The 22,894-nt window shown below is 73.7% G+C and carries 18 protein-coding genes; 10 read left to right on the top strand and 8 right to left on the bottom strand.

Annotated elements, in window-relative coordinates; translation table 11 throughout:
- Positions 1 to 165 precede the first annotated feature (165 nt).
- The 3 genes from bioB to bioD are packed head-to-tail and all read left to right on the top strand — an operon-like array spanning position 166 to position 3,521.
- Positions 166 to 1,446 (top strand): biotin synthase BioB, encoded by a 1,281-nt coding sequence (gene bioB / locus ABH925_RS20760; protein WP_370149989.1) that lies wholly within the window; start codon positions 166 to 168, stop codon positions 1,444 to 1,446.
- A gap of 56 nt (positions 1,447 to 1,502) precedes the next feature.
- Complete coding sequence (locus tag ABH925_RS20755; protein WP_370150124.1) at positions 1,503 to 2,735, top strand: adenosylmethionine--8-amino-7-oxononanoate transaminase; 1,233 nt, start codon at positions 1,503 to 1,505, stop codon at positions 2,733 to 2,735.
- Positions 2,736 to 2,741: 6 nt separating this feature from the next.
- A complete protein-coding gene (bioD, locus tag ABH925_RS20750) occupies positions 2,742 to 3,521 on the top strand; it encodes a dethiobiotin synthase (RefSeq protein ID WP_370149986.1) in 780 nt (259 codons plus the stop codon).
- On the opposite strand, the gene ABH925_RS20745 is transcribed toward bioD, so the two are convergent.
- The gene (locus tag ABH925_RS20745) at positions 3,511 to 4,449 is read right to left on the bottom strand and encodes a chitinase (RefSeq protein ID WP_370149985.1); all 939 of its coding nucleotides are present in this window, start codon (positions 4,447 to 4,449) and stop codon (positions 3,511 to 3,513) included. The two genes, bioD and ABH925_RS20745, sit on opposite strands and share 11 nt — an antisense overlap.
- Before the next feature lie 171 nt (positions 4,450 to 4,620).
- On the opposite strand from ABH925_RS20745, the gene ABH925_RS20740 reads away from it, so the two are divergent.
- The 3 genes from ABH925_RS20740 to ABH925_RS20730 all read left to right on the top strand — a co-directional run bounded on the left by ABH925_RS20740 (position 4,621) and on the right by ABH925_RS20730 (position 9,454).
- Complete coding sequence (locus ABH925_RS20740) at positions 4,621 to 5,916, top strand: MFS transporter (protein WP_370149983.1); 1,296 nt, start codon at positions 4,621 to 4,623, stop codon at positions 5,914 to 5,916.
- Between the two features lie 174 nt (positions 5,917 to 6,090).
- Entirely contained in the window at positions 6,091 to 6,873 is a 783-nt protein-coding gene (locus ABH925_RS20735; protein WP_370149981.1) for an ABC transporter ATP-binding protein, read from the top strand.
- 7 nt (positions 6,874 to 6,880) lie between these two features.
- Positions 6,881 to 9,454: an ABC transporter permease gene (locus ABH925_RS20730; RefSeq protein WP_370149979.1), complete on the top strand. Its 2,574-nt coding sequence runs from the start codon at positions 6,881 to 6,883 to the stop codon at positions 9,452 to 9,454.
- Between the two features lie 83 nt (positions 9,455 to 9,537).
- On the opposite strand, the gene ABH925_RS20725 is transcribed toward ABH925_RS20730, so the two are convergent.
- The gene (locus ABH925_RS20725) at positions 9,538 to 9,963 is read right to left on the bottom strand and encodes a GNAT family N-acetyltransferase (RefSeq protein ID WP_370149976.1); all 426 of its coding nucleotides are present in this window, start codon (positions 9,961 to 9,963) and stop codon (positions 9,538 to 9,540) included.
- Positions 9,964 to 10,036: 73 nt separating this feature from the next.
- Complete coding sequence (locus ABH925_RS20720; protein ID WP_370149975.1) at positions 10,037 to 13,759, bottom strand: SpoIIE family protein phosphatase; 3,723 nt, start codon at positions 13,757 to 13,759, stop codon at positions 10,037 to 10,039.
- A gap of 335 nt (positions 13,760 to 14,094) precedes the next feature.
- Here ABH925_RS20720 and ABH925_RS20715 point away from each other — a divergent pair, with 335 nt between their 5' ends.
- Positions 14,095 to 15,333: a type ISP restriction/modification enzyme gene (locus tag ABH925_RS20715; RefSeq protein ID WP_370149973.1), complete on the top strand. Its 1,239-nt coding sequence runs from the start codon at positions 14,095 to 14,097 to the stop codon at positions 15,331 to 15,333.
- Here ABH925_RS20715 and ABH925_RS20710 read toward each other — a convergent pair.
- Positions 15,215 to 16,333 (bottom strand): DMT family transporter, encoded by a 1,119-nt coding sequence (locus ABH925_RS20710; RefSeq protein ID WP_370149971.1) that lies wholly within the window; start codon positions 16,331 to 16,333, stop codon positions 15,215 to 15,217. The two genes, ABH925_RS20715 and ABH925_RS20710, sit on opposite strands and share 119 nt — an antisense overlap.
- Positions 16,334 to 16,379: 46 nt before the next feature.
- On the opposite strand from ABH925_RS20710, the gene ABH925_RS20705 reads away from it, so the two are divergent.
- Together ABH925_RS20705 and ABH925_RS20700 are read left to right on the top strand one after the other, a co-directional pair.
- On the top strand, positions 16,380 to 17,918 hold the full coding sequence (locus ABH925_RS20705; protein ID WP_370149969.1) for a PLP-dependent aminotransferase family protein: 1,539 nt from the start codon (positions 16,380 to 16,382) through the stop codon (positions 17,916 to 17,918).
- A 119-nt stretch (positions 17,919 to 18,037) separates the two neighbouring features.
- A complete protein-coding gene (locus ABH925_RS20700) occupies positions 18,038 to 19,276 on the top strand; it encodes an ROK family protein (protein ID WP_370149968.1) in 1,239 nt (412 codons plus the stop codon).
- Here ABH925_RS20700 and ABH925_RS20695 read toward each other — a convergent pair.
- From ABH925_RS20695 to ABH925_RS20685, 3 genes are all read right to left on the bottom strand, one after another.
- Positions 19,183 to 19,980, bottom strand: a complete 798-nt coding sequence (locus ABH925_RS20695) for a GntR family transcriptional regulator (protein ID WP_370149966.1) — start codon at positions 19,978 to 19,980, stop codon at positions 19,183 to 19,185. The genes ABH925_RS20700 and ABH925_RS20695 overlap by 94 nt on opposite strands.
- Before the next feature lie 78 nt (positions 19,981 to 20,058).
- Complete coding sequence (locus ABH925_RS20690; RefSeq protein WP_370149964.1) at positions 20,059 to 20,556, bottom strand: SRPBCC family protein; 498 nt, start codon at positions 20,554 to 20,556, stop codon at positions 20,059 to 20,061.
- A 56-nt stretch (positions 20,557 to 20,612) separates the two neighbouring features.
- Complete coding sequence (locus ABH925_RS20685; protein WP_370150123.1) at positions 20,613 to 21,353, bottom strand: phytanoyl-CoA dioxygenase family protein; 741 nt, start codon at positions 21,351 to 21,353, stop codon at positions 20,613 to 20,615.
- A gap of 153 nt (positions 21,354 to 21,506) precedes the next feature.
- Here ABH925_RS20685 and ABH925_RS20680 point away from each other — a divergent pair, with 153 nt between their 5' ends.
- A complete protein-coding gene (locus ABH925_RS20680) occupies positions 21,507 to 22,031 on the top strand; it encodes a gamma carbonic anhydrase family protein (RefSeq protein ID WP_370149962.1) in 525 nt (174 codons plus the stop codon).
- Between the two features lie 123 nt (positions 22,032 to 22,154).
- On the opposite strand, the gene ABH925_RS20675 is transcribed toward ABH925_RS20680, so the two are convergent.
- Complete coding sequence (locus ABH925_RS20675; protein ID WP_370149959.1) at positions 22,155 to 22,652, bottom strand: peptidylprolyl isomerase; 498 nt, start codon at positions 22,650 to 22,652, stop codon at positions 22,155 to 22,157.
- Between the last annotated feature and the right edge of the window lie 242 nt (positions 22,653 to 22,894).

Below are 22,894 nucleotides of genomic sequence, written 5' to 3'. Positions count from 1 at the left end.
CCCGAATCCGCCCGATGGGCGTCCCGAATGCCGCGAACCAGTGGTTATGTCCGGGTTCCCTGGGTCGCTTTGGTACTTCTGTGACATCCCGGCAAGATTGCGCGCCGATCTTCTGGCGGGTTCCGCAGTGGCGAGGACCGGGCCCCGGAAGGCAGGATCGCCATCATGGATCTGCTCGACTCCCTCGTCGCCAAGGGCTTGCGCCGCGAACTCCCCACCCGTGAGGAGGCTCTCGCCGTACTGGCCACGTCCGACGACGAACTGCTGGACGTGGTCGCCGCCGCCGGCCGCGTGCGCCGTGCTTGGTTCGACCGCCGCGTGAAGCTCAACTACCTGGTCAACCTGAAGAGCGGGCTGTGCCCCGAGGACTGCAGCTACTGCTCGCAGCGGCTGGGCTCGAAGGCGGAGATCCTCAAGTACACCTGGCTCAAGCCGGACGAGGCCGCCGCCGCCGCCAAGGCCGGTGTGGCCGGTGGCGCGAAGCGCGTGTGCCTGGTCGCCAGCGGGCGCGGCCCGACGGACCGGGACGTGGAGCGGGTCGCCGACACCATCTCGGCGATCAAGGCCGAGAGCGCCGAGGTCGAGATCTGCGCCTGCCTGGGGCTGCTGTCTGACAATCAGGCGGTCCGGCTGCGCGAGGCCGGGGTGCACGCCTACAACCACAACCTCAACACCTCCGAGCAGACCTACGGTGACATCTGCTCCACCCACGACTACGCGGACCGGGTCGACACCGTGCAGCAGGCCCAGGCGGCCGGCCTGTCGGCCTGCTCCGGCCTGATCGCCGGTATGGGCGAGAGCGACGCCGACCTGGTGGACGTGGTGTTCGCGCTGCGCGGGCTGAACCCCGACTCGGTGCCGGTGAACTTCCTGATCCCGTTCGAGGGCACCCCGCTGGCGCAGGAGTGGAACCTCACCCCGCAGCGCTGCCTGCGGATCCTGGCGATGGTCCGCTTCGTCTGCCCGGACATCGAGGTCCGGCTCGCCGGCGGACGCGAGGTGCACCTGCGCAGCATGCAGCCGCTGGCGCTGCACCTGGTGAACTCCATCTTCCTGGGGGACTACCTCACCAGCGAGGGCCAGGCCGGCCAGACGGATCTGGACATGATCGCCGATGCCGGTTTCGTGGTCGAGGGCCAGGACGAGAAGACCATGCCCGGCGACCGCGCAGCCGCCGGTCACGGCTGCGGCAGCGCGAACGGCACCGCGAACGGCACCGCGAACGGCGACGCTGCCAGCACCGGCGGCTGCGGCAGCGCGAACGGCGGCGGCTGCGGCTCGCACGGCGCGGGCGCCGATGCCGATGGCTGCGCGTCCACCGGCTGCGCCTCGGGCGCCTGCGGTGAGGCGCATGCGGTGCCTGCGGCCCGGGAGGCGGTCGGTCCGGCCGGCGCCACCAGGATCCGCCGCCGGGGTACCGGCACCGATCTCCCGCCGAACGCGTGACCCCGGAGGAACTCCTCGCCCTGGACCGGGCGCACGTCTGGCACCCGTACGGGGCCATGCCCGGAGCCGTCGCCCCGTACGCCGTGGAGTCGGCGCGCGGGGTGCGGCTGCGGCTGGCGCAGCCGGTCGAGGGCCGGGACGAGCTGGTCGACGGCATGTCCTCCTGGTGGTCGGCGATCCACGGCTACGGCCACCCGGTGCTGGACGAGGCGGTCCGCGACCAGCTGGGACGGATGAGCCACGTCATGTTCGGCGGGCTGACCCACGAGCCCGCGGTGCGGCTGGCGGCACGGCTGGTGGAGATCACCCCCGAGCCGCTGCGCCATGTGTTCCTGGCCGACTCGGGGTCGGTCTCCGTCGAGGTCGCCGCCAAGATGTGCCTGCAGTACTGGCGTTCGGTCGGCCGCCCGGAGAAGCGGCGCCTGCTGACCTGGCGCGGCGGCTACCACGGCGACACCTTCCATCCCATGTCGGTGTGCGACCCGGAAGGCGGGATGCACCAGCTGTGGACCGGGGTGCTGCCGCGCCAGATCTTCGCGGACGCCCCGCCGGACGGCTTCGAGACCGATCCTGACCCCGCCTACCTGGCCCACCTGGACGAGCTGATCGGCCGTCACGCGGAGCAGACCGCCGCGGTGATCGTGGAGCCGGTGGTGCAGGGCGCGGGCGGGATGCGGTTCCACTCCCCCGCGCTGCTGCGGGCGCTGCGCGAGCTCTGCGACCGGCACGGCGTGCTGCTGGTGTTCGACGAGATCGCGACCGGCTTCGGCCGTACCGGGGAGCTGTTCGCCGCCGGCCATGCCGGGGTGGCGCCCGATGTGATGTGCGTGGGCAAGGCGCTGACCGGCGGCTATCTGACACTGGCCGCCACGCTGTGCACGACCCGGGTGGCCGAGGGGATCAGCAACGGCGAGGTCCCGGTGCTCGCGCACGGCCCCACCTTCATGGGCAATCCGCTGGCCTGCGCGGTCGCCAACGCGTCCATCGACCTGCTGCTGGCGCAGGACTGGCGGGGCGAGGTCGGCCGGATCGGGTCGGCGCTGGCTACCGGACTGGCCCCCGCCGTCGACCTGCCCGGGGTCAAGGACGTCCGGGTTCTGGGCGCGATCGGTGTGGTCCAGCTGGACCGCGAGGTGGACGTCGCCGCCGCCACCCGCGCCGCCGCGCGGCACGGGGTGTGGCTGCGGCCGTTCCGGGACCTCGTCTACACCATGCCGCCGTACGTCACCGGTGACGAGGACCTGGCCGCGGTGTGCGCCGGGGTGCTCGCCGCCGCAGAGGAAGGCTGAACCGCCGTGGGAATCATTCTGGTGAGCGGCACCGGCACGGAGATCGGCAAGACCGTGGTCACCGCCGCCGTCGCCGCGCTGGCCGTCGCCCGGGGCCGCCGGGTCGCGGTGCTCAAGCCCGCCCAGACCGGCGTCGGCCCCGACGAGCCCGGTGACGTGGACGAGGTGCGCCGTCTCGTCGGCGGCGAACTGACCTGTCGCGAACTGGCCCGCTACCCGGAGCCGCTGGCCCCGGGGACCGCCGCCGCGCGCAGCGGACTGCCGGCGCTGACGCCGCGACAGATCGCCGCGGAGGCGGCCCGGCTGGCCGAGACCCACGACCTGGTCCTGGTCGAGGGCGCGGGCGGGCTGCTGGTCCGCTTCGACCAGCAGCAGGCCGGCAGCCTCGCCGACGTCCCCGCGGAGCTGCGGGCGCTGGGGCGGGACTGCCAGGTGCTGCTGGTCACCACGTCCGGGCTGGGCACGCTGAACACCACCGAGCTGAGCGCCGAGGCGCTGCGGGCCCGGGGCGCGGAGCTGCTGGGTGTGGTCATCGGCAGCTGGCCGGAGCGGCCGGACCTGGCCGAGCGCTGCAACCTGGCCGACCTTCCGCTGGTCGCGGGCGCACCGCTGCTCGGCGCCGTCCCGGCGGGTGCCGTGCCGGGAGGGGCCGTGCCCGGCGCCGGCGCGCCGGGACGTGAGGAAGCGGACCGGGCCTCCCTCCTGGCCACGGCCCGCTCCTCGCTCGCCCCCGCCCTCGGTGGCGAGTGGCGGGGAGTGCCCGTACCGGCCGGGGTCAGCCGGTGATCTTGTTGAAGATCGAGGAGTAGGCGTAGCCGGTGGCCCGGTCGTAGTCCTGGACCTCCCAGAAGGCCAGCTCCTGGACGCCCTTGGCGGCGGCGAAGCTCTCCAGCGTGCGCGCGTTGGACTGGGTGAAGTTCTCGTTGTCGTCGTTCTGCCCGGCGATCGGCGTCAGCCCGATCTTGTTCCAGACCTGCGCCGAGCTGCCGCCGTAGATCGGGGCGAGCTGGCCCTCGGTGGCGACGGCCGCGGACTCGGCGTCCTTCAGCGCGTTCTCGCCGTCGCCGAAGTCCATGGTCATGATGTTGACCAGGTTCACCTTGACGCCCTTGCTCTTCGCGTCCTTCAGCAGGTTCAGCGCGTTGGACTCCAGGCCGGTCGGGTCGACCGGCACGGTGTAGTCGACCTGCACCGAGGGGTTCGCCTTCTGCAGCGCCGCGAGTGCCTGGTCCCGGCGGGAGTTGGCGGTGGTGTTGTCCAGGTAGCTGCCCTCGATGTCGAAGTCGAGGCGGGTGATCCCGTAGGTCTTCACCACGTTGGCATAGGCGGCGGTGAGGCTGCTCACCGAGGTGCAGGTCTGGGCCAGCTCGCCGCCGGACGCGCCACCGAAGGAGACGATGACCGTCCCGCCCGCCGACTTCAGTGCGTTGACCTGCGAGGTGAACGCGCCGAGCGGGTCGTTGTCGTCCTCCCACATCGGCGTGCAGCCGGACTTGGGGGTGAGGAAGGCCAGCGTGTAGTACTTCGTCCCGGTGGCCTTCATGTCGGCGGTCATGTCGCCCGCGTCGGCTGCGGAGATCTGCAGGTAGGGGGCGGCGTAGTGGGTCGGGAAGGAGCCGCCGGCCTGAGCGGGGACGGCCCCGGCCAGCAGGACGAGCGCGGGGACGAGGGCGGTGGCGGCGAGGGCGGCGGTACGCGTGGGGGACTTCGCCATGACGACCTTTCAGTTCCTGGAAAAGGAAAGCCGGCAAAACTAGTTAGGAAGGTTTCCTAACTGCATGCCAGGATGGTGAACCCTTGCCGGGTGCCTGTCAATAGCTGCGGACCGGTCCGGCCCGGGGAATGCCATTGACCGGGCACAGCAGGAGTGTTGGGATCGTCAGCTGTGTCCCTACCCCACGCCACCGAGCAGTCCACCGCCGTCCGGCCCGACGCCGACCCACCCGGGCTCTGGCGGAACCGCCCCTTCCTGCTGCTGTGGGGTGGCCAGACGGTCAGTGAGATCGGCAGCTCCGTCTCCACGCTGGCGCTGCCGCTGCTCGCGGTCACCACCCTGCGGGCGTCGACCTTCCAGGTGGCACTGCTGGGAATGCTGGGCTATCTGCCGTTCCTGCTGCTGTCGCTGCCGGCCGGAGTCCTGGTCGACCGGCTGCGCAAGCGCCCGCTGATGCTCTGGTGCGACGTGGCCCGAATGCTGCTGCTCGGCTCCGTCCCCCTGGTCGCCCTGCTGGGACGGGTCCCGATGGGGCAGCTGTTCGCCGTCGCACTGGGCGTGGGCGCGCTCAGCGTGATGTTCGACGTCGCCTACCAGAGCTATCTGCCGACGTTGCTGTCGACGCGTCAGCTCGTGGACGGCAACGGCAAGCTGGGGACCACTCAGGCGCTGGCCCAGTTCGTCGGGCCCTCGCTCGCCGGTGCCCTGGTCGGCCTGCTCGGCGCCGCCCGGGCGGTGGCCGTCGACGCGGGCTCGTACGCGCTCAGCACCGTGTCGCTCGCACTGATCCGGGTTCCGGAGACCGGCGCCGGGGATGAGCCGGGGAAGCCGCGCGTCGGCTTCCGCGAGGCGATGACGGAGGGGCTGGTGTTCGTGGTGCGCGATCCCATCCTGCGCTGCATCGTCGCCTGCACCGCCACCGCCAACCTGTTCTCCGGGGCGCTGAGCGCCGTCGAGGTCGTCTTCCTGGTGCGCACGCTGCACGCCACTCCCGTGGTGGTCGGCGCGGTGCTCGGCCTGGCCGCCGTCGGCGGGCTGGCCGGCGGGCTGCTGTCGGGGTGGCTGGCCCGCCGGGTCGGATCGGCCCGCGTCATCTGGGTCTCGATGCTCGCCCCGACGCCGCTGTTCCTGCTGATACCGCTCTCCCGTCCCGGCTGGGGTGTGCTGCTCTACTCGCTCGGCTGGGCGGCCTTCTCCGCGGCCGGAACCGTCTACAACACCGCGCAGGTCTCCTACCGCCAGTCCATCTGCCCACCGGAGCTGCTGGGCCGGATGAACGCCTCGGTGCGCTGGATCGTCTGGGGCACACTGCCGTTGGGCTCGCTGCTGGGCGGCGCGCTGGGCAGCTGGATCGGGCTGCGCCCCACGCTGTGGGTGTGTGTCCCGGGCGCGTGCGCGGCCGGGCTGTGGCTGCTGTGCTCGCCGCTGCGGACCATGCGCGACGTGCCGGAACCGCGGTTCGGGTAGCCCGCTCCGCCCTGAGGCGCACCGGCCGCGGACCGGTGCGGCGGGTCGGTGCGGCGGATCGGTGTAGGGGACAGCGGTCTCCGGCCCCCTTCGCCGGAAGGATGCCGACTGTCAGAGCCGGACCCTACGCTCTGAACACAGCAGAATCAGATGACACGAGCTGGGGGAAGCCTGATGTCCATTCCCGCCGCAGCCGCGGCACACCCCGAGGAGCCCGGGCCGGCCGACGCCGCCAGGGCCGAGCAAGTGACCAAGGCCTACGGAGCCGGAGACACCCGGGTGGTGGCCCTGGACGCGGTGGACGTACAGATCCGGCAGGGCCGGTTCACCGCCATCATGGGACCGTCCGGGTCCGGCAAGTCCACGCTGATGCACTGCCTCGCCGGACTGGACACGGTCACCTCGGGGCGGATCTGGATCGGCGACACCGAGATCAGCTCCCTCGGCGACAAGCAGCTCACCCGGCTCCGCCGGGACCGGATCGGCTTCGTCTTCCAGGCGTTCAACCTGCTGCCGACGCTCACCGCCGAGGAGAACATCACCCTGCCCGGCGACATCGCCGGGCGCCGTACCGACCCCGACTGGCTGCGGCAGATCGTGGAGACCCTGGGCCTGGGCGACCGGCTGCGGCACCGCCCCGCCGAGCTGTCCGGCGGCCAGCAGCAACGGGTCGCCGTGGCCCGGGCGCTGGCCTCCCGGCCGCAGATCATCTTCGCCGACGAACCCACCGGGAACCTGGACTCGCGCAGCGGCACCGAGGTCCTCGGCTTCCTCCGCGACAGCGTGGACCAGCTGGGCCAGACCGTGGTGATGGTGACCCACGACCCGAGCGCCGCCGCGCACGCGGACCTGGTGCTGTTCCTCGCCGACGGCCGCATCGTCGACCGGCTGGCCGACCCGACGGCGGACGCCGTGCTGGAGCGGATGCGCCGCTTCGACGGCTCCCGGACCGAATGAGGCCGCGATGCTGAAGGCAACCCTGCGGGGATTCCTGGCCCACAAGGGCCGGCTGGTGCTCTCACTGCTGGCCGTCCTGCTCTCGGTCGCCTTCGTGGCCGGCACGCTGATGTTCACCGACACCATCAGCGGCACCTTCGACCGGCTGTTCCGCAGCACCGCGGCGGACGTCAGCGTCACCCCGCACAGCGACCTGGGCACCAGTGACCAGAACTTCTCCGGCGCCGTCCCCACCGAGTCGCAGTCGCTGGCCGCGCGGATCGCCACCGTGCCCGGCGTGGCCAAGGCGGAGCCCCGGGTCACACTGTCCGGGATCGTGCTGGTCGACGCGTCCAACCACGACATCGGCTCCGTCGGCGGCGCGCCGACCCTGGGCCTGGACTGGACCACGCCCAGCGCCACCTCGGTGGTGAAGCTGACCTCCGGCAGCGCCCCGACCGCCGACGGGCAGGCCGTCATCGACGCCGACACCGTCGCCGAGCACCACCTGGTGCTGGGCCAGCAGTTGCGGGTGATCGCCGCGCCGGGCAGCTTTCCGGTCACCCTCACCGGCATCGCCACCTTCACCACCACCAACCCCGGCGCCACCCTGGTCTTCCTGCAGCACAACGCCGCGCAGCAGCGCCTGCTCGGCAGCCCCGACCGGATCACCTCGGTGGACGTGACGGCCGCGAGCGGCGTGTCCGACACCGTGCTGCAGCAACGGATCAGCGCTCTGGTCGGCACCGGCTACGACGTGAAGACCGCCGCGCAGACCGCCAAGGACAACGTCCAGCAACTCGGCACCTTCCTCTCCGTGATCAAGGACGCGCTGCTGGGCTTCGCCGGCATCGCGGTGCTGGTGGGCATCTCGCTGATCCTCAACACCTTCTCGATGCTGGTCGCCCAGCGCACCAGGGAGCTGGGGCTGCTCCGGGCGCTCGGCGCCAGCCGGAAACAGGTGAACCGCTCGGTCCTGATCGAGGCGGTGCTGCTGGGGGTGGTCGGCTCGACCCTGGGGCTGGCGGTCGGGGTGGGCCTGGCCCAGCTGCTGATCACGCTGATCGGCGGGGCCGGGATGCGGCTGAAGGGCAGTGAGATCGCCTTCCGCTGGCCGACTCCGGTGGCCGCCTACGCGGTGGGCGTGATCGTGACGGCGGTGTCGGCCTATCTGCCGGCCCGGCGGGCCGCCGCGGTGTCGCCGATGGCGGCCCTGCGCGAGGCGGACACGCCCGGCCGGGGCGCGCCGATGCGGCGCCGGGCGCTGCTCGGCGGCTCGGTGGTGCTGCTCGGTGCGGTGTCGCTGGTGGCCGCGTCGACGCTGCGCTCGGCCGGCTCGGCGGCGGGCTTCCTCGGCCTGGGCATCCTGTTCACCCTGGTCGGCCTGATCATGACCGGGCCGCTGCTGGCCGGTCCGGTGATCCGGGTGCTGGGCGGCTGGTTCCCCCGGGTGTTCGGCTCGGTGGGCGCGCTCAGCCAGCGCAACGCGCTCCGCAATCCGCGCCGGACCAGCGCCACCGCCTCCGCGCTGATGATCGGTCTGGCTCTGGTCGCGGCGCTGTCGGTGGTGGGCTCCTCGATGGCGGCCTCGTTCGACGACGAGGTCTCCAAGACCATCGGCGCGGACTACATCGTCCAGAACAGCACGGGCCTGCCGTTCCCGGGCGAGGTCGGCGACGCGATCCAGGCGGTGCCGGGGGTGGGACTGACCGTACGCAGCCAGACCGCCAAGGTGCGGCTGGTCGCCGCGGACGGCAGCTCGACCGCGACCGCCCTGGTCGGCACCGGCCCCGGCCTTGACCAGGTCGAGCACCTGACCCTGCGCTCCGGCACCATGGCCGCCGCCATCGCCCCCGGCGCGGTGATGGTCACCGCCGCCTACGCGGACGCGCACCACCTGTCCGTCGGCAGCCCGGTGACGGTGCTCTTCCCCAACGACCGGCGCGCCGCGCTGACCGTGGGCGCGGTCAACGCGGTGGACCCCAACAGCGTCAACGGGCTCCGCGACGCCGCCGTCACCGGCAGCGCCACCCTGCGGACCTACCTGCCGGGCGCGCTGGACGACGCGGTCTTCGTCGACGCCGCGCCGGGAGCGGACAAGACGCAGGTCAAGTCGGCGATCGCAACGGCGATCGGCAAGGACCCGCAGGTACAGGTCCGGGACCAGTCCGACTACAAGAAGCTGATCCGGCAGCAGATCGACATCCTGCTGCAGCTCATCTACGGGCTGCTGGCCCTGGCGATCATCATCGCGGTGCTGGGGGTGATCAACACCCTGGCCCTGTCGGTGGTGGAGCGCACCCGGGAGATCGGCCTGCTGCGGGCGATCGGCCTGTCCCGTCGTCAACTGCGGCGCATGGTCCGGCTGGAGTCGGTGGTGATCGCGCTGTTCGGCGCGGTCCTCGGGCTGGGCCTCGGCCTGGTCTGGGGGCTCGCCGCGCAGCGGCTGCTCGCCCTGAAGGGGATGCCCTCGCTGTCCATACCGTGGACCACGGTGCTGGCCGTCGTCATCGGCGCGGCCCTGGTCGGCCTGCTCGCCGCGCTCGGTCCGGCGCTGCGCGCCTCCCGGCTCAACGTCCTGGCCGCCATCGCCCACGAGTGACACCGTCCGCTGCGGGGGCCGCAGCACCGACCGGTGGTGCGGCCCCCGCAGCGCGACAGCCTGCTGCCGGATTCGGGGGCGGGTCAGTTGAACGGCTTGACCCAGCGGCGCCAGTGCTCCTCGCGGTGGTAGCCGGCCGAGGCCCAGGCCAGCTGCGCGCGCTCGTTGGCCACCAGCACCATGGCGTCCCCGCGCCGCCCGCCCGCCGTGACGAAGCGTCGCTCCGCCGCGTCGAGCAGCGCCGACGCGATCCCGCGCCGACGCTCGGCGGGCAGCACGGCCAGCCGGTACAGCGAACACCGCCAGCCGTCGTATCCGGCGATGACCGTGCCCACCAGACGACCGTCCGGCGCCTCCGCGAGGATCAGCGCCTCCGGGTCACGGGTGACCAGCCGGGTCACCCCGTCCACGTCGTCGGTGATGGACGTCCCCTCGGCCGCCTCCTCCCAGAAGGCGAGCACGCTCTCGGCATCGTCGGGCACGGCGGTACGCAGTCGAAGATCGGTCATGGGCCCAGCCAAGCAGCCCGGCCGCGGGCGCGGCCACGGGGTTTCAGCCCTTGGGATGTCGCACAGGCCCGGCTCAATGGTCGCCGGTGTCGCGCTGCGGGAGGCTGCCGAGCGGGAGTTCGAGCTCCAGCCAGACCACCTTGCCGTGGCGGGTCGCCCTGCTGCCCCAGCGGTGCGCGAGTTCGTTGACCAGGTGCATGCCCCGGCCGCCCTCGTCCTCCTCGGAGACCCTGCGCAACCGGGGCGCGTGGCTGTCGGCGTCGGCGACCTCAAGCGTCAGCACCCGGTCCCGGAACAGCCGCAGCTGGGTCGGCATCCCGGCATGCAGCAGCGCATTGCTGACCAGCTCGCTGACCAGAAGTTCGGCGAAGTCGCAGAGCGAGGGCAGGCCCCAGCCGACCAGCGTCTCGCGGGTGAACCGGCGGGCCCGGCCGACGGTGGCCATGTCGCCGGAGAGCGGCATCGTGGCGAGCCAGTCGTCACGGGGCTGCAGCGCCCTGGCCATGATCACGGCGATGTCGTCCTGGCTGTCCTGCGCCGAGAGGGCCCTGAGCACGGCGTCGCAGCTCTCCTCCAGGGACTCGCCGCGCATGGACACGACCTGCGAGAGCCTGCTCATCCCCTCGTCCAGGTCCTCGCCCCGCCGCTCGACCAGACCGTCGGTGTACAGGACCAGCACGCCCTCCTCGGGCAGGGTGACCTCCACGCTCTCGAACGGGACCCCGCCGACGCCCAGCGGGGCGCCCGCGGGCAGGTCGACGTAGCGCACCGAGCCGTTGGGTCCGGCCACCAGCGGCGGCAGATGCCCGGCGCAGGCCATGGTGCAGCACCGGTCCACCGGGTCGAACACCACGCACAGGCAGGTGGCGAACTGTCCCTCACCGATCGCCAGAGCGGTCTCGTCCAGGCGCCGCAGCACCCGGTCCGGGGCGATGTCCAGGGTGATCAGCGTGCGGGCCGCGGTCCGCAGCTGGCCCATGGTGGCGGCGGCCCTGATGCCGTGGCCCATCACGTCGCCGACGACCAGGGCGACCCGCCCGCAGGACAGCGGCACCACGTCGAACCAGTCGCCGCCGACCTCGCTGACCACGCTGCTCGGCAGGTAGCGGTAGGCGATGTCCAGGCCGGGGGTGCGGTGCACCTCCTGCGGCAGCAGGCTGCGCTGCAGGGTGAGCGCGGTGTCGCGTTCGCGCCGGTACAGCCGCGCGTTGTCGATGCACACCGCCGCGCGCGCCGCCAGCTCCTCGCCGAGCGCCACGTCGGCCTCGGTGAACGGCTCCGGATTGCGCATCCGGATGAACTCCGCCCCGCCCAGCACCACGCCCCGGGCCAGCAGCGGCACCATCAGATAGGAGTGGACGCCCGCGTCCAGGCTGGGCTGGACCCGGTCCGGGTGCGCGACGATCCGGTGCAGCGCCGCCTCGTCGACGTGGTCGACCAGGATCGAGCGGCCGGTGCGCAGGCTCTCGGCGTAGAGCTTGGCCGAGCGGGAGGTCTCGCCGACCTGGTCGGCGGCGCCGACCATGCCCGCCTCGGTGATCTCGCCGACGGCGACCGCGCGCATCAGCACCGTCCCGTCGATCGGCATCGGCTCCTGCTCGCCCTCCTGCTCGCCGCCCTGGAACACCGAGTCCAGCAGGTCGACGGTGACGAAGTCGGCGAAACGCGGGATGACCAGCTCCACCAGTTCCTCGGCGGTGCGCTGCAGATCGAGGGTGGTGCCGATGCGCTCGCTGGCGTCGTTGAGCAGGGCCAGCCGCTCCTGTGCGGCATGGGCCTCGTCCAGGGCCTGCTGGCGCGCCTTGGCCGCGTCCCGCTCGCGGGTGTAGAGCAGGGCGTTGTCGATGGACACCGCGGCGCGGGCCGCGAGTTCCCCGGCCAGCGACAGGTCCTGCTCGTCGTAGCGCCGCTCGGTCAGGGTCCGGTAGAAGGAGGCCACCCCGACCGCCGCGCCACGGGCGATCAGCGGCACCACCATGAAGCCGCGCACCCCCTGCTCGACGACCGCCGCCGACCGGGCCGGGTCGTCCGCGAACCAGCTCAGCGCCTTCGCGTCCAGGTCGGGCACCAGCAGCGGCCGACGGTGCATCAGGCACCAGGCGTAGGGGGTGGTCGGGTGGAACCGGTGCACGTCGCCGACCGGCGCGATCGGGACCATCCGCGAGTTGTCCACGGCGTGGAAGGCGAGCCGGCGCAGCAGCGCGGACCGGTCGGCGGGGGTGGGCGTGTCCTCGCCGCGCACCAGCGCGTCGACGACCTCGACCACCACCGCGTCGGCCAGCGCCGGGGTGGCAACCTCGGCCAGTTCCCGCGCGGTCTGGGTCAGGTCCAGCGTGGTGCCGATCCGGGCGGAGGCCTCGTTGACCATCGCCAGCCGGGCCCGGGCCGCGTTGGCCTCCTGCAGCGCCTGCTGCCGGGCCACCACGGTGGCGTGCTCGCGCAGGTAGAGCCGGGCGTTGTCGATGGCGACCGCCGCACGGGACGCCAGCTCGTCACCGACGTTGATGTCCTCCTGCTCGAACGCCTCCCGGTCGCCGCGCCGCGAGTACACCACCATCCCCAGTACCGACCCGCGCGCCACCAGCGGCGTGACCCGGACCGCACGCGAGTGGCTGCCCTGGTAGGCGCGGACCCGTTCGGCGGACATCCCGGTGGTCAGCGGCGGCAGCAGGTTCGAGGGCACGACCACGGTGCGGCCGGTCGCCATCGCCTCGGCGTAGGCGGAGTCCGGCGGCACGCTGTAGACCGCGCCGACCGGCAGGTCCTCGACCGGGTAGTCGTCGTCGCAGCAGGCCAGCGCGACCCGGCGGACCCGCTCCGCCCCGTGGACGTCGAGCGGGCTCTCGTCCGTCCCCGAGGCCAGCCGTTCCAGCACGAACACGCCGCTGAGGTCGGCCACCCGGGGGACCATGGTCTCCGCCAGCTCCCGCGCGGTCTGGCCCAGGTCCAGCGTGGTGCCGATCTGCGAGGTGGCCTCCACCAGCAGTTCCAGCCGCTCACGGGCCCTGGCCGCGCGGGACTCGGCCCGAAACCGCGCGGTGACGTCGATGATGGTCGAGCTCACCCCCAGGATCCGGCCGCTGGGCTCCTCCAGCCGGAAGTAGGAGGCCGACCAGGCGTGCTCCCGGCCCGGGTCGGCCGGGGTGACCCCGTGGGACCTGGCGTCCACCACCGGCTCGCCGCTCTCCAGGACCTGCTGCATCACCGCCTCGATCTCGGCGCCGTTCAGCCCCGGCAGCACCTCGGTGAGCCGCCGGCCGAGGTGGTCCTCGACGGTCATCCCGTTGATCCGGGCCAGCGCCTGGTTCAGCCGGACGAAGCGCAGGTCCAGGCCGTAGACGGCCATGCCGATCGGCGACTGGGTGAAGAAGCTGTCCAGGACGGCCAGGTCGGACTCGATCCGGCGGATCGCCCGGACGTCCGACGCCACCGCGAGCACCAGGGGCCGGCCGTCGCCGCCGAGGATGGGATGGGTGCGGAACTCCAGGTTGACCGAGTGCCCGTCCCTGTGTCGCACCGGGAACACGCCCGACCAGGCCTGACCGGCCAGGATGCCCGAGAACAGGGCCAGTACCCGGGCCCGCTCGTCGGGGCCCACCAGCAGCTGCGAGGCGTAGTTGCCGACGGCCTGCTCCGCGGTGTAGCCGAGCAGCACCTCCGCGTCGCCGCTCCAGTGCAGGATCCGGCCGTCCTCCTCGATCAGCGCGGTGGCGATCGGGATGAACATCAGACCGCGCGGCAGCACCGCGTCCCCGCCGCCCGCGACGCGGCCGGCGTCTGAACCGCTCGTTGGCATGTCGGAGGTCATGGTCAGGAAACCGCCCGGGGGTCCTCTTCCCGATGTGCCCGCTACCGCTGCGCCTGCTGTGTGCCGGGCCCTCCTCCTGCCGGGCCGGTCGTCTGCGGGCCCGGCACCGCCGGGCCCGCGACTGCTCTGCCATTTTCTCACTTCTGCCCCGGCCCGCTTGTGGAGTCCTGCGACCGGATGACCGGGCCCCATGCAGATGATCGACGCAGCGGCCGCGCGACGGCCCTCCGGGCCGACCTGCCGGGGCGGCGCGTCGGCCCGGTCCGCGCCGTCGCCGCCCGCCCTGGGCGCGGCTCGGTACGATGGCGGCGGGGAGGTGCCAGGTGGCCGGAGCGCCGCTGCTCAGCGAACTGATGCCGTGGTCCGTGCCGGGCCTGCGGCTGGGGCGGGAGTGGGTGCGGTCCGCGCATCCCGAGGTGCTGGCCGCACGGTGGCGCAGGCTCACCGAGGCGTCACCCGGGCAACGGGCGCTACTGTTCGGCCCGAGCCGGTCCCGTACCGTCCACAGCGCGGTCGCGCAGCTGCCCGGACGGACCGCCGCCACCAGCCGGCTCGCCCGCGATCCGGGGCCGGCCCCGGAGCCGGTGCTGATCCGGCACGGCGCCTTCGACCGGCTCTGGCTGCTGGCCGACCAGCGGCTGCTGGACCGGGCCCGGCCCGAGCTGTGGCGGGTCGCCGACCGGGCCCAGCTGTTCGCCACCGTCCAGCCGTGGACCCCGACCGCGCCCGGGCCCGCGGTGACCTTCTCGGCCGAGCTGCCCGACGGCCACCGGACCAGGGGCGTGGGCCGGATCCACCCGCTCTACCGGCAGCCCGGCGGACAGGACCCCAATCTGGCCCCGGGCCTGACGGAGGCTCTCGCCGGCGTCCTCGGCCTCCCGGTCACCCCGCCGGACGTGCTGGCCTGGATCGCCGCCGTCACCGCACACCCGGCCGCCGCCCGCGACGGCGAGGAGGTGCCGGTACCGCTGCCGTCCACGCCGGAGCAGTGGACGGCGGGGCTGGCGCTGGGACGGCGGGTGCTGTGGCTGCACAGCTTCGGTGCCCGCTGCGCGGATCCCGCCGGGGACCGTCCGCCGGGACCCCCGAAGATGCCCAGCGGGCGGCGACCCTTCGTCCGCGAGCGGGTCAGCGGCTTTCCGGACACCCTCGGCCACGAGCCGGACGGTGAGGCGCTGCTGCTCGGTGCCGACGGCCGGATCGCCCCGGTCCCGGCGTCGGTGACCCGGTACCCGGCGGGTGGCGGTCCGGTGCTGGAGCAGTGGCTGGCCGACCGCTCCCCCAGCGCCGACGCCCGCCCCGGCAGCCTGGAGTCCCTGGGGCTGGCCACCTGGCCGCAGCAGTTCACCGCCGACCTGATCCAGCTGGCGACCGTGCTGGCGCTGCTGGCCGAGCTGCACCCGGCCCAGTCCGCGCTGGCCGCTCCCGACGCCGGACGGTGGCTCAGCGGCGCGGAGCTGGCCGAGGCCGGGGTACTGCCGGTGCCGCCGCAGAGCCGGCGTCCGGCGTCGGTGCTGCAGCATCAGGAAGAGGGCCCGGAGGGGCAGTTCGCACTGCTGTGACCGGACCCGGACGGCCCCGCGCCGCACGCAGTCCGGCACCGACCCCGGCGGCCACCAGCAGGCTGCCCGCGATCTGCGCCGCCCCCAGTGTCCCGGTGCCGACCAGCGGCGCGGTCGCCGCGGCGGCGACCGGGATCACCCCGGAGAACAGCCCGGCCCGTTCGGCCCCCAGCCCCTGCACCGCGCTGTACCAGGCCCAGAACGCCACCACGGTGACCGGCAGCGCCATCCACACCAGCGCTGCCGCCTCCTCCGCGGTGGGCATCCGCAGCATCGCCGGGCCCTCCAGCAGCAGACCGGCCGCCAGCGCCTGCGCCGCCCCCATCGCGCAGGCGCAGCCGGCCAGCAGCAGCGGCCCCAGGGCCCGCACCAGCGGGACGGCGAGCAGCCCGAACGCCACCTCCCCGGCCAGCGCCAGCAGCGAGTAGCCGAACCCGGCCGCGTCGGTGCGCCCCAGCCCCTGCACCACGGCCGCCCCCGCGACCACCAGCAGCGCGGCCGCGGCGATCCGGGGCGAGGGCCTGCGCCGTTCCAGCAGCGGCGCCAGCACTGCCATCGCCAGCGGCGCGCACCCGACGACGACCCCGGGGACGGCGGGCTCGGCGGTACGTTCGGCCGCGATCACGGCGAGGTTGAAGCCCACCATCCCGCCCGCAGCCAGCAGCGCCAGCCGCAGCCACTGCCGCGGCGGCAGCGTCCGCACCGCCGCGATGTCGACACCCCGCCGCACCGCGAGCAGGAACAGCACCACGGCCGCGGCGGCGTAGCGCGCGGCTTGCCCGCCAAGCACCGGATAGTGCCCGAGCAGGCTCATCGCCACGAACGAGGTACCGATCAGGCTCGTCGCCAGCACCGCGTGCGCGGCGCCCCCGCCACCGCGGCCGACGGCGGTGGGGGCCGGACCCGTGCGGCGCGCACCGGCCCGGCCCGGGGTGGTGCGGCCCGGAGCGGCGGGGGTTCTGCGGGGGCGGATCGACGCGCGGGCGGCTGGGTTCTTCATGGGTACAGCCTGAGTGCGCGACTGGTCCGGGTTAAGGTCCACTTCGATGCCGTCTTCCTGGACCACTTCCGGCCCCACCCCGTCCCCGGCCGCTCCCCGCGCCGCTCGCCCCGCCGAGCCGGCCGACCCCGTCCCACCCGAGGGCGACACCGGCCAGGCGGCCCCCTCGCCGGCCTGGGAGCTGCTGCTGCCCGCCGTCTCCGGGCCGCCCCGCGGACGGGGCCGGGGGCTGGCCACCGCACTGCGGGCGGCGGTACGGGAGGGGCGGCTGGCGGCCGGGACCCGGCTGCCGTCCAGCCGGGATCTGGCCCGTGACCTGCGGGTCTCCCGGGGACTGGTGACCGAGCTGTACGCGCGGCTCACCGCCGAGGGCTACCTGAGCAGCCGCCGGGGCTCGGGCACCTGGGTGGCCGCGGTCGCCACCACCCACCCCGCCACGGCCGTGCCTCCGCCCGCACCGCGACCGGTACCGCTGACCGACTTCCGTCCCGGCCTGCCCGACCTGGCCGCCTTCCCGCGCGCGGCCTGGTCCGCCGCGCACCGCACCGCGCTGGCCGGACTGCCCGACAGCGCGCTGGACTACCCGGACCCGCAGGGCCTGCCGGAGCTGCGCGCCGCACTGGCCGAACTGCTGGCCCGGCGGCGCGGTGTGGTGGCCGCCCCCGACGAGGTGATCGTCTGCTCGGGGGTCGCCCAGGCGCTGACCCTGCTCGGCCGGGTGCTGCACCGGCGCGGACACCGGCTGATCGCGCTGGAGGACCCGGGCAGCCCGGCCGAGTACGACCTGCTCGCCGAGACCGGGCTGACCAGCGTCCCGGTCCCGGTCGACGCCGAGGGCGTGGACCCCGGCGCGCTGGCCGACAGCGGAGCGCGCGCGGTGGTCATCACCCCGGCGCACCAGTTCCCGACCGGGGTGGTGCACTCCCCCGCGCGCCGCGCGGTGCTGCTGGACTGGGCCAGGCGCCACGGGGGCCTGCTGGTCGAGGACGACTACGACGGGGACTTCCGCTACGACCGGGCGCCGGTCGGCGCGCTGCAGGGGCTGGCGCCCGACCTGGTCGCCTACACCGGATCGGTCAGCAAATCGCTGGCCCCCGGCCTGCGGCTGGGCTGGCTGGTGCCGCCCGCCGGGCTGCGCACCGAGCTGGTCGAGGCCAAGCGGGTCAGCGACCTCGGCAACGCGGTCCCCGAGCAGGCCGCGTTCGCCGCCTTCCTGCGCGCCGGACGCTACGACCGGCAGCTGCGGCTGTGCCAGCGGCGCTACCGGCAGCGCCGGGACGCGCTGGCCGGCGCCCTCGCCACGGCCCTGCCGGAGGTCCGGGTCAGCGGCATCGCGGCCGGGCTGCACCTGATCGCCCGGTTCCCGCCCGAGTTGGCCACCCGGCTGCCGGACGCCTGCCGCCGCGCGTCGGTGCGGCTGCGTCCGCTCGCCGACTACACCGTCGCGGCCGACCCCGCCGGCACCGCCGACGGTGCCGGGACCGGCCACGGAGTGTTCGTGCTCGGCTACGCGCACCTCGGGGTGGCGGAGATCACCGACGCCGTCAACCGACTCGCCGCGACACTGCGCAGTGTTGCCGTTTGATACCGAAGCCGTTCATGAGCTGAGCAGATGCTCGCACCTCAGCGCCACACACGGATACGATCCGGACACGCCCGGCAGCGTCGCCGGCGTGCCCGGGGGTGGAACGGAAAGGCGGAGAGTTGGCACAGCTCACCGGTGGGGACTCCTCACTGCTGCGGCGGATCAACTCCGCGGTCACCCTGCACGCCCTGCGCGGCGGAGACGCGCTCACGCTCACCCGGCTCGTGGGCGACACCGGGCTGTCCCGGCCGACCGTCGAGGGCGTGGTCGAGGGCCTGATGGAGTCCGGCCTCGTGGTCGAGGTGCACCCGGATCCGGACGCGCGCCCCGACAGCACCCGCCAACGCGGCCGCCCGGCCCGGCACTTCCGCTTCCGCGCCGAGGCCGGACACCTGCTCGGCATCGAGATCGGCACCCACGGCGCGCGCGCCGCACTGTCCGACCTGACCGGCCGGGTGCTGGGCAGCTACGCGCGGCCGATCGACGAGTCCACCGGCGCCACCGAGCGGCTGTCGCTGGTCCGGGCCACCGTGGCGGAGCTGCTGCGGCGCTCCGGCGTGTCCCGGGACACGCTCTGGGCCGTCGGCGTCGGCACCCCCGGCGTGGTGGACGCGGAGGGCGTGGTGCGACTCGGCACCGCCCTGCCCGACTGGACCGGCCTGGAGCTGGGCGCGCGGCTGCGCCGCTCGTTCCGCTGTCCGGTATTCGTGGAGAACGACGCCAACCTGGCCGCGATCGGCGAGCACTGGCAGGGCACCGCCGTCGGCATGGGCGACGTGGTGTTCGTGCTGGCGGGCCTCAGTCCGGGCGCGGGCTCGCTGATCAACGGGCGGCTGCACCGCGGCTTCGGCGGCGCGGCCGGCGAGATCGGCTCGCTGCACCTGCTCGGCCGCGAGTCCAACCCGGCGCAACTGCTCTCGGCGCCCAGCGAGCCGATCGACCCGCTGGACGAGGCGGCGGTGGCTCGGGTGCTGCGGCTGGCCGAGCAGGGCGACCAGGTCGCCCGCGACGTCCGGGACCGCTTCCTGGCCCGGCTGGTGCGCGACGTTGCCGCGCTGGTGCTGGCGATCGACCCGCAGATCGTGGTGATCGGCGGGTGGGCGACCGGGCTGGACGGGGTGCTGGAGCCGCTGCGCGAGCAGTTGGGACGCTTCTGCCTGCGGCCGCCCGAGGTGCGGCTGTCGGCGCTCGGTGACGAGGTCATCGCCACCGGAGCGCTGCGGCTGGCCCTCGACTTCGCCGAGGAGCAGTTGTTCTCGGTGGATCAGGAGGCCGCGCGGACCGCCACCGGCGCCGCCGGGGCGACGTCCACGGCGCCGGACTCGCCGAAGCTGAGCCGGCAGGTGTCGGCCCGGTAGGTGGAGACGGCCAGCGCGGCGACCCGGCCGTCAGCCCGGTAACGGGTGGTCAGCACCAGCACCGGGGTGCCCGGGGGGCGCTCCAGCAGCCGGGCCTGCTCCTCCTCGGCGACGCCGAGCTCGACCGTGCGGGACTCGCCGTCCAGTTCCAGACGCTGCAGCTGGCGCAGCACCGTACGGGCCCGGCTGGACTCGGCCAGGCTGGACTTCGGGAACACCGCCGGGACGTGGGCGACGACCTCGTCCGGCACGTAGAGGGTCTCCGCGCCCACGGTCTGGCCCTGCACCATCCGCAGCCGCCGGACGACGTGGACCGGCTGGTCGGCCGCCAGGCCGAGCGCGGTGGCCACGGCCGCCGGGGCAGGGGCGTGGTCGGAGTCGACGACCCGCCAGCTGTCGCGGACCGACCCGGTGCTGCCCTCGGCCGCGTCGGCGACCGGGATGCCCAGCCGCGGCGCGGCGACCAGGGTCCCGATGCCGCGGCGGCGTACCAGGCGGCCTTCGAGTTCCAGCTGGTCCAGGGCCTGCCGCAGCGTCGCGCGGGCGACGCCGAACCGGGCGGACAGGTCGCGCTCGTTGGGGAGCACCTCGCCCGCGGAGAACTCGGAGTCCAGCGCCCGCACCAGGACGGTGCGCAGGTGCCAGTACTTGGGCTCCGGCGCCGCTGCGGTGCCCGTCCCACTCGCGGCCTGTGTGGTCCCCACCCTGTCCTCCGCCTGTGATTTATGAGCCCTTATTTCTTAAAGGACCCTGCACTATGGCGACAGTAGGGGTAGCCCGGATCATTGGTCAAGACCAATGCCCGGCGCCGTGGCCGTGCCGTCACGCAGCGCGAGATGGCGGATGAGCCCGAGGCGCCCGCTGCGCATCATCAGCGCGTGGTTGGCCCGGAACACCGGGCGTCCGGGCACGGCCAGCCGGCGCAGCAGCGGCTTGTGCGCCTCGACGTCCTCGTGGAAGACGGCGACCGCCGCCCCGTCCCCGCGGCCGGTGACGGTCCAGCGGGTCAGCCCGCACAGGTCTCCGCTCAGGGTCGCCTCCAGCACCCCGGCCGCCGGGTCCTGCCGCGCCTCCCGCGCGAGCACCGCCAGCTCGAACGGCAGCAGCGAGCGGATCCGCATCGTGCCGCTGTGCTCGTCCAGCTGCCGCACCTCGCGGACCTCCGGCCACCAGAGCGGGTAGCGGCGCGGGTCGGCCAGTTCGGCGAAGACCTGCCGGGGCGGGGCCGGCAGCTCCCAGACGCTGGTGAACGTGTAGTGGTGCAGCGCGGCAGAGGTCATGACCCGAGTGTGCTCACGCCTGTCGGTGCGTCAACTCACAGCACCGACAGTGGGGATCACCGCCCCAGACCGGCCCTGATGGCCCGCTCGACCGGGGAGTGGTCACCGTCGGCGCGCTCGGTGAGCAGCGGGACGGCCGGCTCCAGCGGCGGCTGGGCCATGAAGCGGGGCGCACCGGCGCTCTGCCCCTGGGCGGCGTGGACCAGGAAGGGGTGGCACAGGTAGACGTCGCCGGCGGCGCCGGTGGCCTGGGCGACCGGGAGGTGCGCGGTGGCCTCCAGGATGCCGGTCCGCCCGATCTGCATGATGTCCAGGCCCGCCTCGCCGTAGCGCAGCAGCCGGCTGGGCACGGCCAGATGCGAGCCGACCCGGATCCGGGTGGGCGCGTCGGCCTCGGTGACGTCGGTGAACAGGAACAGCATCAGCAGCGCCCGTCCGCGCGAACGGTGGTTGGCCAGGTACGGCCAGTCGGTGCCCTCGGCGGTGTAGCTGCCCTCGATGTGCCAGCCGTCGTCCCCGCTCGGGTCCGGGTGCGGGAAACGGACCGGGACGGTGCCCAGACCCGCGCTGGGCACCCAGCGGCCCGGGCCGACCAGCTGGTCGAACGCCTGGTGCAGCACCGGCATGCTCGCGGCGCGCCGGAACGGCTCGTCCGTGTACCCGGGCAGTCGGACCACCGGAGCGGTCCAGGTCGACGGGTCGTCACGGTCGAAGCCGGTGTCGGGCCACATCCGGTCCACGCACTGCTCGGCGGTCTCCCGGGAGAAGGCTCCCTCGATGCGGACGAACCCGTCCATCTCGAACCTGCTGACCTGCGCGTCGTCGAGTGTCACCGGGTCACGGTAGCGTTCGGCCGACAGCACCCGCACCGCATTTGTTTCCTGACGGCACCCCTGCCAACGGCCGGCGCGCCGACGGCACCGACCTGCCACCGACACCCGGGAGTTCCCATGGCCGAAGCCCTGATCGCCGCCGTCTCCGGACGGATGCCCGAGATCGACCGGGACGCGTTCGTCGCGCCGACCGCCGTGGTGCTGGGCTCGGTCCGGCTCGCGGCGGGGGCGAGCGTCTGGTACCACGCTGTCCTGCGCGGCGACTGCGAGTCGATCACCGTGGGCGCGGGCACCAACATCCAGGACAACTGCACGGTCCACGCCGACCCCGGCTTCGCCGTCGTACTCGGCGAGCGGATCTCGGTGGGCCACAACGCGGTGCTGCACGGCTGCACCATCGGCGACGACGTCCTGGTCGGCATGGGGGCGACGGTGCTGAACGGTGCGGTGGTCGGCGCGGGCTCGCTGGTGGCGGCCGGCGCGGTGGTCCCGCAGGGAATGCAGGTCCCGCCGGGCTCGCTGGTGGCCGGGGTCCCGGCCAGGGTGCGCCGGGAGCTGACCGACGAGGACCTCGCCGCGATCAAGCTCAACGCCGAGGGCTACCTGCTGCTGAGCGGCGAGCACCGGGCCGCGTTCGAGTAACCGGGCGGGTGTGCTCCGACCGGGTGAAGGCGGCGGGGGCCCGGTGCTGACGCACCGTGCCCCCGCCCGCGCGAAGGCGACCGCCGACGGGCCAGCGGCCCCCGGCGGTGTGTTCGGCAGCCGTCAGAGCGCGCCGGACTCGGAGACGACGATCTTGGACTTGGTGGCACCGCTGCGGGAGCCGAGGCCCTCGATCTTCTTGACCAGCGCCATGCTGGCCTCGTCGGCGACCTCGCCGAACACCACGTGCTTGCCGTCCAGCCACGGCGTCACCACCGTGGTGACGAAGAACTGCGAGCCGTTGCTGTTCGGGCCGGCGTTGGCCATCGAGAGCAGGCCCGGACGGTCGTGCTTGAGGGTGAAGTTCTCGTCGGCGAACTTCTCGCCGTAGATGCTCTTGCCGCCCGTGCCGTTGCCGCGGGTGAAGTCGCCGCCCTGCAGCATGAACTCGGGGATGACCCGGTGGAACGGCGAGCCGGCGTAGCCGAAGCCCTGCTCCCCGGTGCACAGGGCGCGGAAGTTCTCGGCGGTCTTCGGGACCACGTCGTCGAACAGGTTGAAGGAGATCCGCCCGGCGGGGGCGTCGTCAATGGTGATGTCGAAGTAGACCTTGGTTGTCATGCTGACATCCTGACACTGCCCGGCCCCGAGTTCGAATCACGCCCCCACCCGGCGGCCGGACCTGCCCGTTCGGACGACTTCGCGGCTGGGACGGTTTCGTTCGTCCGCGCCCTGGTGACTCCTCCCAGCGGCCCGGAACGGTCAACCCCAGCCGTCGAAAACCGAGTGGAGCCGCCGCATGTCCGACGTGGCCTTCGTCGCCGTCACGATCGTCGTGTTCGCCGTTCTCGCCCTGATCGCCA

Source organism: Streptacidiphilus sp. EB129 (assembly GCF_041262645.1).
Classification (GTDB): domain Bacteria; phylum Actinomycetota; class Actinomycetes; order Streptomycetales; family Streptomycetaceae; genus Streptacidiphilus.
The sequence above is the reverse complement of the archived record's forward strand: the minus strand, read 5'-3'. Positions and strand labels throughout refer to the sequence as shown.